At 38.6% G+C, this 13,288-nt stretch carries 13 protein-coding genes, 1 other RNA gene and 1 pseudogene; 7 read left to right on the top strand and 8 right to left on the bottom strand.

Annotated elements, in window-relative coordinates; genetic code table 11:
• Both V7D82_RS12240 and pyrR read right to left on the bottom strand, forming a co-directional pair.
• Nucleotides 1-447, bottom strand: a pseudogene (locus V7D82_RS12240) (aspartate carbamoyltransferase catalytic subunit); the annotation flags it as partial.
• A gap of 75 nt (nucleotides 448-522) precedes the next feature.
• The gene (gene pyrR / locus V7D82_RS12245; RefSeq protein ID WP_333601265.1) at nucleotides 523-1,053 is read right to left on the bottom strand and encodes a bifunctional pyr operon transcriptional regulator/uracil phosphoribosyltransferase PyrR; all 531 of its coding nucleotides are present in this window, start codon (nucleotides 1,051-1,053) and stop codon (nucleotides 523-525) included.
• Nucleotides 1,054-1,277: 224 nt separating this feature from the next.
• Here pyrR and V7D82_RS12250 point away from each other — a divergent pair, with 224 nt between their 5' ends.
• Nucleotides 1,278-1,430 (top strand): hypothetical protein, encoded by a 153-nt coding sequence (locus V7D82_RS12250; RefSeq protein WP_333601266.1) that lies wholly within the window; start codon nucleotides 1,278-1,280, stop codon nucleotides 1,428-1,430.
• A gap of 63 nt (nucleotides 1,431-1,493) precedes the next feature.
• Nucleotides 1,494-1,958, top strand: coding sequence for a DinB family protein (locus tag V7D82_RS12255; protein ID WP_333601267.1), 465 nt, complete (start codon nucleotides 1,494-1,496; stop codon nucleotides 1,956-1,958).
• Nucleotides 1,959-1,995: 37 nt separating this feature from the next.
• Here V7D82_RS12255 and V7D82_RS12260 read toward each other — a convergent pair whose 3' ends face one another.
• On the bottom strand, nucleotides 1,996-3,615 hold the full coding sequence (locus V7D82_RS12260; RefSeq protein WP_333601268.1) for an ABC-F family ATP-binding cassette domain-containing protein: 1,620 nt from the start codon (nucleotides 3,613-3,615) through the stop codon (nucleotides 1,996-1,998).
• Nucleotides 3,616-3,725: 110 nt separating this feature from the next.
• Between V7D82_RS12260 and V7D82_RS12265 the strand changes: the two genes are divergently transcribed.
• From V7D82_RS12265 to V7D82_RS12275, 3 genes are all read left to right on the top strand, one after another.
• A complete protein-coding gene (locus V7D82_RS12265) occupies nucleotides 3,726-4,463 on the top strand; it encodes a prolipoprotein diacylglyceryl transferase (RefSeq protein WP_333601269.1) in 738 nt (245 codons plus the stop codon).
• Nucleotides 4,453-5,841, top strand: coding sequence for a radical SAM protein (locus V7D82_RS12270; protein WP_333601270.1), 1,389 nt, complete (start codon nucleotides 4,453-4,455; stop codon nucleotides 5,839-5,841). Before V7D82_RS12265 ends, V7D82_RS12270 begins: the two co-directional genes overlap by 11 nt.
• A gap of 439 nt (nucleotides 5,842-6,280) precedes the next feature.
• Nucleotides 6,281-7,723: a TlpA family protein disulfide reductase gene (locus tag V7D82_RS12275; RefSeq protein WP_333601271.1), complete on the top strand. Its 1,443-nt coding sequence runs from the start codon at nucleotides 6,281-6,283 to the stop codon at nucleotides 7,721-7,723.
• A 79-nt stretch (nucleotides 7,724-7,802) separates the two neighbouring features.
• Here the strand turns inward: V7D82_RS12275 and fsa are convergent, their stop codons facing one another.
• From fsa to ffs, 4 genes are all read right to left on the bottom strand, one after another.
• Nucleotides 7,803-8,459: a fructose-6-phosphate aldolase gene (gene fsa, locus V7D82_RS12280; protein WP_333601272.1), complete on the bottom strand. Its 657-nt coding sequence runs from the start codon at nucleotides 8,457-8,459 to the stop codon at nucleotides 7,803-7,805.
• A gap of 52 nt (nucleotides 8,460-8,511) precedes the next feature.
• Nucleotides 8,512-9,315 (bottom strand): SDR family oxidoreductase, encoded by an 804-nt coding sequence (locus tag V7D82_RS12285; RefSeq protein WP_333601273.1) that lies wholly within the window; start codon nucleotides 9,313-9,315, stop codon nucleotides 8,512-8,514.
• 50 nt (nucleotides 9,316-9,365) lie between these two features.
• Nucleotides 9,366-10,364 (bottom strand): enolase C-terminal domain-like protein, encoded by a 999-nt coding sequence (locus V7D82_RS12290; protein WP_333601274.1) that lies wholly within the window; start codon nucleotides 10,362-10,364, stop codon nucleotides 9,366-9,368.
• Between the two features lie 51 nt (nucleotides 10,365-10,415).
• Nucleotides 10,416-10,513: signal recognition particle sRNA small type (gene ffs, locus V7D82_RS12295), an RNA gene on the bottom strand.
• Nucleotides 10,514-10,598: 85 nt separating this feature from the next.
• Here ffs and V7D82_RS12300 point away from each other — a divergent pair.
• Both V7D82_RS12300 and V7D82_RS12305 read left to right on the top strand, forming a co-directional pair.
• Entirely contained in the window at nucleotides 10,599-11,657 is a 1,059-nt protein-coding gene (locus V7D82_RS12300) for a glutaminyl-peptide cyclotransferase (protein ID WP_333601275.1), read from the top strand.
• 62 nt (nucleotides 11,658-11,719) lie between these two features.
• Nucleotides 11,720-12,409 carry a carboxypeptidase-like regulatory domain-containing protein gene (locus V7D82_RS12305; RefSeq protein ID WP_333601276.1) on the top strand — a complete coding sequence of 230 codons (690 nt, stop codon included), beginning with the start codon at nucleotides 11,720-11,722 and terminating at the stop codon, nucleotides 12,407-12,409.
• A 30-nt stretch (nucleotides 12,410-12,439) separates the two neighbouring features.
• On the opposite strand, the gene V7D82_RS12310 is transcribed toward V7D82_RS12305, so the two are convergent.
• On the bottom strand, nucleotides 12,440-13,024 hold the full coding sequence (locus V7D82_RS12310; RefSeq protein ID WP_333601277.1) for a hypothetical protein: 585 nt from the start codon (nucleotides 13,022-13,024) through the stop codon (nucleotides 12,440-12,442).
• Nucleotides 13,025-13,288 lie beyond the last annotated feature (264 nt).

Genomic DNA, 13,288 nt, shown 5'->3' on the forward strand with positions numbered 1-13,288 from the left:
TCTGATAGAATAACTATCGAGTAAACCTTGTGTTGGATGTTCGTGTGCGCCATCACCGGCGTTGATAATGCTGGCTTTTACATTTTGCGACAAGAAGTAAGCCGCACCCGGATTGGCATGACGCATCACCACCATATCCACTTTCATCGAAAGGATATTGTTTACGGTATCTATTAGTGTTTCTCCTTTTTTGACCGAGGATTGCGCTGCCGAAAAACTAATCACATCAGCCGAAAGGCGTTTTTGTGCCAATTCGAATGACAGTTTGGTACGGGTACTGTTTTCAAAAAAGATGTTGGCAATGGTAATGTCGCGCAGGGAAGGTACTTTTTTAATCGGGCGGTTGATGACTTCTTTGAAATGATCTGCCGTTTCAAAAATCAAATCGATATCTGCCTTTTGGAGGTATTTAATCCCTAATAAATGGTTGACTGATAGTTCGGACATTTTTTAGTTGTGTGTTAGGTGTTGTCTGTGTTGCTTTCCTTAACTTTTTACTTCGTAAATCGTACTTCGTGCTTTTTATATCAAGTATACGGCGTCTTCTCCCTCTTTCTCTTTCCAGCATACTTTTACTTTTTCGTCGTTGATGACATCTACCTGTCGGCCACGATAATCGGGTTGGATGGGCAAATGGCGGCTGAATCGTCTGTCAATGAGTACCAACAGTTCAATTTCTGATGGTCTTCCAAAGGACTGAATGGCCGTCAAGGCGGCTCTTATGCTTCTTCCGGTGAAAAGCACATCATCAATAAAAACTACTTTTTTATCTTCTACCAAAAAATCGATTTGGGTTTTATTGGCTTCCAGCGTTTCGCCTCTGCGGAAATCATCTCTAAAGAACGTAATGTCTAAAAACCCTAGCGGAATAGGCGGAATATGGTATTCGGTTTCCAAAATAGTTTTCAAACGCGCTGCCAAAGAAACGCCTCGTGGTTGTATGCCGATAAGAACAGAGTTGGAAAAATCGAGATGGTTTTCGATTAACTGACAAGCCAAACGATGGAGTATGATATTGACTTCTTTGGAAGTGAGCAATACTTTTTGACTCATGATAGTGTTGTTTGGGATACAAATATAAGAATTATGCGTTATGTATGCTATGGAATGATTTGGGAATTTTATTTCTACTGCTTTCCGCCACCTCTAGGAGGCTTTCCGCTGTTCCTAAGATGCGTTCCGTTGTCCCTAAGCAGTATTCCGCGTTCCCTAAGGTTCGTTCCGCTGTTCCTAAGAGGGTTTCCGCCCTTCCTAAGGTTCGTTCCGCTGTTCCTAAGATGCCTTCCGCCCTTCCTAAGGTTCGTTCCGCTGTTCCTAAGGTTCGTTCCGCGTTTCCTAAGCTGCGTTCCGCCGGCGGAAGAGACCTTAGAGGTGGCGGAAAGGTTCTTAGAGAAGGCGGAAAAGGGCAAAGTACTGGCGGAAACCTCTAAAGGGATTCGCAGTTGCCATTTTTTTTGGTAATTTTATCAATAGTAAATTCTAAATCAAATGCTATGGTATTCCAAGAGCAATATGAGCATATCCAATCATCGCGAAGGGTGCTTTTCGACTATTGCAAAACGATAACGCCGAATGATTTTATCAATCAAAATACTTCTTTCGGAAGAGGCGGCAGTATTAGAAACCTGTTAGTGCACAATGCCAATTGTTACGAGTTCTGGATTGGGGAAAAAGCTTTGCAAAAAACAGTGCCGTTTATTGACTATGATACTGTGCATGACATGCAGGATGTTGAAAAACTATTCGAAAAAATTGACTTCAGGATGATGGAGTTCATAGAAAAATTTGGAACTGTAACGACCGAAATAGCCTATGAAATCAATGGTACAAATGGTGTGGCAACTCCATTAAAACTTTTTACCCATGTCATTACTCATGAGTTTCATCACAAAGGGCAAATCTTATCCTTAAGCCGGCATCTAGGGTATATTCCAGTGGATACGGATATTATTCGATAAAAAAACTCCCACTGTTTAGCGGGAGTTTTTTTTATACTTAAGAGTACATTTTCTTTCTCATTTCCTGAATCTTTTCATCCTCAAGATATTCATCAAAGGTCATGTAGCGGTCGATAACCCCGTTAGGTGTGATTTCCAAAACACGGTTGGCCACCGTTTGGGCAAACTCGTGGTCATGGGTGGTGAATAATACCGAACCTTTAAAGTTTTTCAACGAGTTGTTGAACGCTGTAATCGATTCCAAATCTAAGTGATTCGTTGGTTCATCCAGCATCAACACATTGGCACGAATCATCATCATTCTGGATAGCATGCAACGTACTTTTTCGCCTCCTGAAAGAACGGTACATTTTTTCAACGCTTCTTCTCCCGAGAAAATCATTTTCCCCAAGAAACCACGAACATATACTTCATCTCTTTCTTCTTCTGTCTTCACAAATTGACGCAACCAATCTACTAAATTCAAACTGCCATCAGTAAAAAACTGGCTGTTATCATTAGGCAAATAGGATTGATTGGTAGTAATTCCCCAGTCATAGGTTCCGGCATCGGCCTTTTGATTGCCGTTTAAGATTTCATAAAAAGCGGTGGTAGCACGAGAGTCTTTAGAAAAGACTACTACTTTATCGCCTTTGGCCATATTCAAATCTACATTTTTGAACAACACTTCGCCGTCAACAGAGGCTGCAAGGTTTTGTACATGCAAAATTTGGTCTCCGGCTTCTCTTTCTACATCAAAAATAATGGCAGGATATCTACGGCTTGACGGTCTGATTTCATCAAGGTTCAACTTTTCAATCATTTTTTTACGCGAAGTGGCCTGCTTGGATTTCGCCACATTCGCACTAAAACGACGGATGAATTCTTCCAGCTCGGCTTTCTTTTCTTCAGCCTTTTTATTTTGTTGGGCTTTTTGTTTAGCCGCTAACTGACTCGACTCATACCAAAACGTATAGTTTCCGGAATAGTGATTGATTTTAGAAAAATCGATATCCGAAATATGCGTACACACCGAATCCAAGAAGTGACGGTCGTGCGATACTACAATGACCGTATTGTCATAATTTGCCAGGAAGTTTTCCAACCAAGTGATGGTTTCAAAATCCAGGTCATTCGTAGGCTCATCCATTACCAACACGTCAGGATTCCCAAAAAGGGCTTGTGCCAAAAGGACACGCACTTTCATTTTTCCTTCCATCTCGCCCATCAAAGTATAATGCATATCGGCAGAAATTCCAAGATTGGAAAGCATGGCACCGGCATCCGACTCGGCATTCCAACCGTTCATCTCTTCAAACTGTACCTGCAACTCTCCTATTCTGTCGGCATTTTTATCATCATAATCAGCATACAAGGCATCCATTTCTGATTTTACGGCAAACAATACTTTGTTCCCCATCATAACGGTTTCCAAAACAGTATGCTCATCGAACATGTTGTGATTTTGGTTCAAAACCGACATCCTTTTTCCCGGTTCGAGGATCACTCTTCCTGAGGTTGGGTCGATATCACCGGCAAGGATTTTAAGAAAAGTAGATTTACCGGCACCGTTGGCGCCAATTACTCCGTAGCAATTCCCCTGAGTGAAAGTAGTATTAACTTCGTCGAATAAAATTCGTTTACCAAATTGAACCGATAAATTAGAAACTGTAAGCATGAACTGTATTTTATTAAATTTGGTGCAAAAGTAGTCAAAAGTGTTCATTAATTTGGTGTTCAGCGAACAGTTTTTTATACTATATTGGACTCGAAAACAAATGACCCTTCATGACCTTTCCTTATCAGATTTCTTTCTTTGGCGATAAAGTATACTTGCACTTCTTTTTTGAAACATTGGCCTTTATTGTTGGGATTCGCTTGTATTACTATTTAAAGAGAGGCATCACCGACCCTATCTCTGACATCAACCGACTGTGGATATTACTGGGCGCTATGATAGGCGCTTTGATTGGTTCCAGAGTTATTGCCATGTTGGAAACCCCTTCAGAAATTATGCAGCAAACACTACTGAGTTTTTACCAAAACAAAACCGTGGCGGGGGGCTTTCTGGGTGGTTTATTTGGCGTTGAACTCATCAAGAAAATCATTGGCGTAAAAATAGCTTCCGGCGATATTTATGTGATTCCCATTATAGTGGCACTATTCATTGGCCGAATGGGCTGCTTTAGTATGGGCATAGCGGAACCGACTTATGGTGTAGAAACCTCTTCCATTTTTGGCATGGATTTGGGTGATGGCAAGTTGCGACATCCCGTAATGCTTTATGAAATGGCGTTTATGGTAATGCTTTTTATATTATTTCAATTGCTAAAAAACAAAAATATGGAAAACGGCGACCGCTTCAAATTATTCATGCTGCTGTACTTTTTGTATCGTTTTTTAGTGGAATTTATCAAGCCGTATCATCCTTTATTGTTAGATTTGAGCAGCATCCAATGGAGTGCGCTGTTTGTTTTTGCCTATTATTATAAATTTATTTTAAGACTGATTCGATATGCCCAATAGAGATTATATTTATTACGACTATACCAAAAGCCTTTGCCCGGAATGCCTACACACCATTGATGCCAAAATTGTCTTTCAGGACGATAAGGTTTGGATGCTGAAGCACTGCAAAACCCATGGCGATTCCAAGGTAATGATAGCCGATGATGTGGAATATTACCGCCAAATAAGAAACTACAACAAGCAATCGGAAGTGCCATTGAAGTTCAACACCAAAGTACATTATGGCTGCCCATATGATTGCGGTTTGTGTACCGATCACGAGCAACATTCGTGTTTGTCCATCGTAGAAGTGACCGACAGATGCAACCTTTCCTGCCCTACTTGTTATGCCAGTTCGGGACCCAATTACGGGCGACACCGAACCTTGGAAGAAATCGAAAAAATGTTTGACATCATTGTGGCCAATGAAGGCGAACCCGATGTCGTTCAGATTTCAGGAGGCGAACCAACGGTGCATCCGCAGTTTTTTGAAATTATGGATATGGCCAAGAGCAAACCTATCCGTCATTTGATGTTAAACACCAATGGCATCCGAATTGCCAAAGACATTTCTTTTGTAGAAAAGCTGGCCTCTTACATGCCCGACTTTGAAATCTACCTCCAGTTTGACAGCTTTAAACCCGAAGTATTAGAAAAATTACGGGGCGAAGATTTAACGGAAGTGCGCAAAAAAGCCATGGCCAATTTAAATCAATTCAATCTCTCTACCACTTTAGTCATCACGCTGCAAAAAGGCGAAAACGATGATGAAATTGGAAAGATTTTAGAATATGCCGTGCAACAAAAATGTGTTCGAGGCGTAACTTTCCAGCCTACTCAGGTAGCCGGACGAAATGACAATTACAGCGATGAACAGGGTCGAATTACACTTACAGAAGTCCGCCGAAAAATATACGAGCAATACCCGGTTTTTACGCCACAGGATTTGATTCCGGTGCCTTGCAATCCCGATGCTTTGTGTATGGCTTATGCCTTGAAAATTGACGGAGAAGTATTTCCGATGACCCATTTAATCAATCCGGAAGACTTATTGAATAATTCCAAAAACACCATCGTTTTTGAAAATGATGAAAAGCTGAAAAATCACATGCTGATGCTTTTCAGCACCGGGATTTCGGTGGATTGTGCCGAGGAAGAATTTGGAGAACTCTTATGTTGTTTGCCACGAGTCCAATCGGATAATTTGCATTATGAGAATTTGTTTCGTATCATTATCATGAATTTTATGGATGCTCAGGATTTTGATGTCAGGGCTGTTAAAAAATCCTGCGTACATATTGTAGACAAAAGAGGGAAAATAGTGCCGTTTGAAACCATGAATTTGTTTTACAGAGATAATAAAATTGAAGAAATCAGAAAAGAACTAAAGTATTGATTTATGGAACTATTGGTGCAAGCAGCTATTGCTATATTTTGGATTTGTGCTGTTCTGGTTGGTATTGGTATAGTACAACTAATTATCAGTAAAGGTAAATCCAAAGCAGCGTTACGAATGGTCATAATTCCGATAGTTATTGTGGTTGTTATGCTCATAGTCGGATTTGGAACCTGCATGTTAATTGTCATGCATAATTAATCGATTGCACCTAATGATAACACTTTTATTTATTTTAGCTTTAGCAATGCTATTCAGTGTAATTGCTTTTCTTATCGGATTGTTTAAAGTTCTTTTTCAGAAAGACGATAAAGCATTTGGCATAAAATTACTGATTTATTCTACTGTAGTTTTTATTATAGGATTTGGCACATGTGCTGGAATACTGAATTTTGGGGGGCTTTAACTTTAACGATAGATTAACAGTAAAATCCAATTGATGAGATTATTTTTGTTTACTAGTTTCGAAGACATGTTTACGCTTAAAAATATAAAAGCATTTAGCTTTCTACTTCCCGTGCTCGCTCTTTTTTGTTCGTGTAAAAATGAATTTAAAGGCAACGACTATGTAGCTTATTTTGGTGGCGAAGTGGTCAATCCGAACAATCCTTATGTCCTTTTCTGCAAAGACAACGAAGTCATCGACACGTTGAAACTCGATAAAAACAATCGCTTCTTTATTCAGTTCGATTCACTAGCTCCGGGGCTTTATTCTTTCAAACACGAACCGGAATACCAATACGTTTATTTTGATAAGAATGACAGTATCATGGTGCGCGTCAACTCCAAAGACTTTGACGGGTCAGTAGTTTTTTGCGGTCGTGGTGACCAAAAGAACAACTTCCTGATGGAGCAATATCTCCGAAATGAGAAAGACAAAAACAACATGTTTGAAGCTTTTGATTATGACATTGACAAATTCAGCCATACCATAGACTCTTCTTACCAAGTGTCCAAAAAGTTTTATGCTGCCAAAAAAGAAGAAATCAAATGGAGTGATGAGTTTGATCAATATGCCAAAGCGGCCATTGATTATCCGTATTATTCCCGAAAAGAAGTCTATCCGATAATCCATAAAATCAGAACCGGTGAAGATGTTTATGAAAAATTGCCAAAAGGTTTTTACGATTTCCGAAAAAAGGTAAACTGTAACAACGTAGCGCTTTCGTATTACTCGCCTTTTGTCATGTATTTGTCGCACATGCTCAACAACATGGGCGCCATCAATTACCACAATCATTTCTCTGAAGTGGATTTGGCACTGAAAACCAACATCAATAAATTGAACATTGCCGATACATTGATTAAGAATGAAAAAGTAAAAAATACCATTCTCAACAACATTGCCTTTACCTATTTATTGGAAGACCAAAACATGGTCAACAACAAAGCGTTTTTGGAAACCTATCATAAATATTCTACCGATAAAAGTCAGAAAAACGAAATCCTGAAAATTGGCGATGCCATACAGTTACTGACCGTAGGCAATAAACTCCCCGAAGTGGCTTTGATGAACCGTCAGGGAGACACTATACAATCGTCGAGTTTTGCTAACAGGAAAACCGTGATTTTCTTTTGGTCAGAAAATGCAATGTCTCACTTTGAGGCGGTGCATAAAAAAATCCTGGCCTTTCACAAGAAGTATCCGAATTACCAATTTATCGGTGTGAATTTAAACAGCTCTCAGGAAGATTGGGAAAACTTGATGTCGAATTACAATTTTGATGGCATTACCGAATTGCGTTGCGCAGAGTTTGAAGATTTAAAAGACAAATGGGTGATTACCAAAGTACACCGAACTATTATTCTTGACGACAAGGGGTTGATTAAAAATGCCTTTACCAATGTCTTTGAATTGAATTTTGAAGATGAATTGAAATAGCTTTTTTGACTGACTTAGATTATTAGATATAAAAAAAGTCCCGACAAAATCGGGACTTTTTTATTTTAGAAATATATTACTATTGATTTCCTTTAGCATAATCAGCTAAGAACTGAGCCAAACCGATATCTGTCAATGGATGTTTCAATAATCCTAAGATAGATGATAAAGGTCCGGTCATTACATCAGCACCAATTTTGGCACAGTTAACCACGTGCATGGTGTGGCGGATAGAAGCCGCTAAAATTTCAGTTTCGAAAGCATAGTTATCATAGATATCGCGGATTTCCTGAATCAACGCTAAACCATCGGTAGAAATATCGTCCAATCTTCCTAAGAATGGTGATACATAAGTGGCGCCCGCTTTGGCAGCCAACAAAGCCTGACCCGCTGAAAACACTAAGGTAACATTGGTTTTTACTCCTTTATCCGAGAAATATTTACAAGCTCTTACACCGTCTTTAGTCATTGGCAATTTTACCACAATTTGCTGGTGCAAATCAGCTAACTCTTCCCCTTCTCTAATCATTCCGTCATAATCGGTAGCAATAACTTCAGCACTTACATCGCCATCAACAATATTACAAATGTCAACGTAATGCTTTAAAATATTGTTTTTTCCTGTGATTCCTTCTTTTGCCATCAACGAAGGATTGGTTGTAACGCCATCAAGAACACCTAGTGATTGGGCTTCTTTGATTTCGTTTAAATTGGCAGTGTCAATAAAAAATTTCATACTCTAATTGTTATATATTAAAAAAAGATGTCTTCTAAAATTCGGTGCAAAGTTACAATTTATAATGGTTCATCAGCATACTTTCATAGATTCTGTCGGGTAAAATTCTTTTCAGTACTATGGAGAATTTTTGCATGAACAAACCCACTTTATAATGCAGCTTTGGTTTTTTTTCGTTGATGATTTGGTAAATCGCCAGCGCCATTTCATCGGGATTACTACCGCTATCAACATGCTCATCCATTTGTTTTAAGATAGAACCATAAGGAACTTCGTAAGCAGAACCAACACGAATCGGAGCATGATAACGTCCGGCAGCAATATTGGTAGCAAAATCGCCCGGCGCTACATTGACAACGTTAATACCAAAGTTTTTCACTTCCATACTAATGGCTTCCGAAACAATCTCCAAAGCACCTTTCGAAGCAGAATAAATCCCTCTGTAAGGCAATCCCATATAACCGGCAATGGAAGTAATATTAATGATTAAGCCCGAATTTTGCTCGCGCATTTGTGGTAACACCGCTTTCATAACTTCAATCGGACCAAAGAAATTGGTTTCAAAATTGTTTTTGATTTCTTCGGTTGGAATTTCTTCCAAAGGTCCGGTAATACCAACACCGGCATTGTTAATCACAACGTCAATTCGCTTAGAAATCGAAATCACTTTTTCAATCGCCTGCTGAATGCTTTCGGTATTTCGAACATCCAAAGCAATTAATGGGAATAGCGAATTAATGATTTTTTCCGGATTGCGGCTGGTACCATAAACGGTGAATCCTTTGTGAAATAAAAACTCTCCAATGGCCTTCCCAATTCCGGAAGAACCGCCTGTGATTAAAACTACTTTACTCATTCTTATTATTGAATTTACATTCGTTAAAGATAAAAAACTTAGGGAATTCTTTAGCGCATTTTAATCCCTAATCCGTGCTTTTCAATCAACTCAATTTTGCCATTTACAATCTGACTTCCCAAAGCGATATCGTTGGCAATTAAATTGGCTCCGTCCAAATCGGCAAAATCACATAACGGTGCTAAAACGGCTCCTGCTGAAATTCCAACAGAAGATTCGGTCATGCAACCAATCATGATTTTAAAGCCCAGAGCCCGTGCTTCGGTAATCATTTTCAAAGCCGGTGTTAATCCGCCGCATTTCACTAATTTGATATTGATGCTTCGGTAATGAGGCACTAAATTTTTTAAAACGGCAGCGTCCTGACAATCTTCATCGGCCATCCAATTGGCAAATTTATCCGAATGCAAAACAGCATAGTGATCTGCGCCAAGTTTCATAGGCTGTTCCAAATAAGTAAATTTGGAAATCAATTCATTTGCTTCCAGCCAAAGGCATTCCTCTGTAGTAAAACTTCCATTCGAATCTAATGCTAACGACTTATCTAACTTCAAGAGTTTTGCAATATCGTTTTTATCAAAATGATTGCATTTCACTTTGAATTTTGTCCAGGCCGATTGTTCAATTTTTTTGATTTGATTGTCAACGGTATCCACGCTTATGGTTATCGAAGATTCCGGAAGCTGGTTATAATCGATGGTATTCAGTTCCAAAAAGCTTTTCTTTTCCAGTTTACCAAACAAATCCCAATACGCACAATCGAGCGCAGAACGCAGGAATGACGGTAAGTTTAGTGAAACCAAGAAAGCATAAAAATCTGTCGGAGGAACCATCTTCTGGCTTTCAATTTTAGATTTTACAAGCGCTAAAGTAGCCGTGAAATCGGCAAGATTGATATGGTAATAATCTATCGAAGTACATTCGCCATAGCCTTGTTCTCCGTTTTGTGCTAAAGTGATAATCAGTGCTTCTCTGAAAGTGTAGTTTCCATAAGCAATGGCAAAGGTTTCTTTGAGATGGAACTTTACTATTTGCCAGGATAAAACCATAGGGTGTAAAAATAAAAAATCCCGATAACTTCGGGACCGATTTTTTGAAAAAAATGGCAAGCGACCTACATCGCACCGCTCAACCACATACCTTTGCTATGTTCCCATCCTGGAGGATTTTGCAGGAGCTGGTCGTGTAGGACTTGCCGGTGCAAATATACAATCTTTTTATTTTTTTGCAAGAATTTAAGAGCAATATAAATATATTTGTGAGTGAAAAATTAAACCATCCGAATGAAAAAGTATAACCTGCTAGTAACCACTTTATTAGCATTAGTCTTAGCCAGTTGCCAACCTACTCAATCCGAAAAAGAAGGCTATTTCAGCTTTGATGACGGTGCTTTGAAAGCCCTGTATCAGGCAACCGACAAGGTAGATTTAGCGTTGTTGAATACTAAAAACAAAACCATCGACAGCGTTGTTTATTTTGATAATGACAAAAGAATTGCTTCAGTAAAAGGCAACGGCAAATTTACTTTAGATTTGAACGGCAAAAAATTGGGTTACCAAAATATCAAAGCTACCGTTTATTTTGAAGGCGATACGGTTTCGACTAAAACCAGAGTGGAAGTGGCTTCGAGCCTAGTTCCCAAATTATTGAAATATACCATTGTCAATACTTATCCACACGATATCAATGCGTTTACGGAAGGTTTTGAATTTTACAACGACACCTTAATGGAAAGCACCGGCTCCGGTTCGGGCGGTTATCTGTCGTATGTAGCCAAGATTGATTACAAGACCGGGAAAACATATAAAAAAGTGTTGATTGATCAGAAGCATTTTGGTGAAGGTATTACGGTTTTGAACAATAAACTTTATGAATTGACCTGGCAAAGCAAAATCGGATTTATATATGATGCCAAAACGATGAAGCAGCTTAAAACCTTTAATTTCGATAAAAACATTGAAGGTTGGGGAATGACCAATGACGGTAAAAACATCTACCAATCTGACGGAACAGAGAAAATCTGGACCATGAATCCGGAAACTCAAAAACTGACTGATTACATCAACGTGTATACTAACGACAGTAAAATTAAAGCGGTCAATGAACTAGAGTGGATTAACGGAAAAATTTATGGTAACATCTGGACAAAAGACGCTATTGCTGTGATTAATCCGCAAACGGGTGCCGTTGAAGCCGTGTTGGATTTAACAGCTTTAAAAGCAAACATAAAGAATCCAAAAGCCGATGTTTTAAACGGCATTGCCTACAACAAAAAAACAAATACCATTTTCGTAACCGGAAAAAACTGGGATAAGACCTTTGAAATCAAGGTTAGTGAATAATTTTTTCAGTACGTCCCAACCTTTTGATCAAAAATAGCCTCTTATAAAGAAACGCTATTCTTATGACGCAAAAAATCAACATTTCGATTCCACAGCCTTGCCACGAAAACTGGGAAGCCATGACCGCGATGGACAAAGGTAAATTCTGTGCTTCCTGTCAGAAAAAGGTTTTTGATTTCACTAACTCTTCCGATAGGGAGATCATTTCAGCTTTTGATAAAAACCAAAATCTTTGTGGCCGTTTCTTAGATACCCAACTCAATCGGGATTTGGTAAAACCAAAAGAGAAAACCACTTTATGGCTCGCTACAACTACTGCGCTTATTAGTTTGGTTGGATTAAACGAAGCCACAGCGCAGGAACCTGTAAAAACGGAACAAACGGAGAGACATGTTTTATTAGGAAAACCAGCGCCTCCAAAGCCCCAAGAAATTGAAGTTTCGGGAGTTGTTTTGGATGATCAAAATATACCGCTTCCAGGTGCTAATATTTCTGTTAAAGGAAAATCGATTTTTGCACAAACAGATTTTGACGGGAAGTACACCATCAAAGCAAATAAAGATGACATTCTGGTTATTTCTTATACAGGATTCAAATCCTTAGAAATAAATATAATTAATGAAAATGTAATCAACTCTAAATTAGAAATTGATTCTACTATTAATGCCATGACTGTGGGAATGATTATAACTCCTAAGAAAAGAACATTTTTAGGAAGGCTTTTTCATAAAAGTAAATATCGATATGATTAAATAAAAATCCCGACTCGTCGGGATTTTTATTTATTTCTTTTTGGCAACAAACACCATTTTATCTTTATCGTATACTAAATTGTTTTGTTGGGTTTTATTCTTCTGAACAATAGAGCCATCAGGATTTAGCGTAAACTCAAAACCTTCTCTTCGTATTTTTTCCTGAGTTTCAGAAGCAGCGGTATGATTCAAAAATACTTTCTCCGTAATATGATTTGTCATTTGTGTGTTCGAAAAAACTTGCTTCTTGCTGGTAATTTCATAAATAACGGTGTAAACCGTAGTAATATCTTCCGTTTTTAAATCGGTTTTACTGCCTGATTTTTCGCTCCAAGTCAATAGATACAATTTAACTCCACTGGCAGTAAATGAACTTAATTTGCAATCCGATGGCGCAAAAGAAGCATCAGCCGCTTTGACAATTAGGGCATCTTTTGGTTTTCCGTTTTCGTTAATGGTAACCTGAAAATTCCCCGATTTGACTTCGGCCACAAGATTATCCACTTTGGCAAAACCCGAAGCCGCTACAGCTTTCTTGGCAGTCGCTTTCTTTTTTTGGGCAAAACCATTCACACTTAACAAAGCAACAAAAACAAACAGAACAATTTTTTTCATAGCAAATGAGATTTAGTTGAAATAGGAATCGAATATACAAAATTTTCTATTCGACGGGTGTTAAATAAAAAAACCGGATAATTGCTTATCCGGTTTCTTCTTATCAACCTAATTAAATTTATTTTACCTCTTCAAAATCTACATCTTGAGTCTGGTCTCCACTGGCATCCGCTTGTGGTTGAGCTTCGTGAGTTTGTCCTTCGCCTTGCGCTTTGTACATTTCTTCGGAAGCATTTTTCCACGCTTCGTTGATTTTGTCTAAAG

The sequence above is a fragment of the Flavobacterium sp. genome, from assembly GCF_036741995.1.
GTDB lineage: Bacteria > Bacteroidota > Bacteroidia > Flavobacteriales > Flavobacteriaceae > Flavobacterium.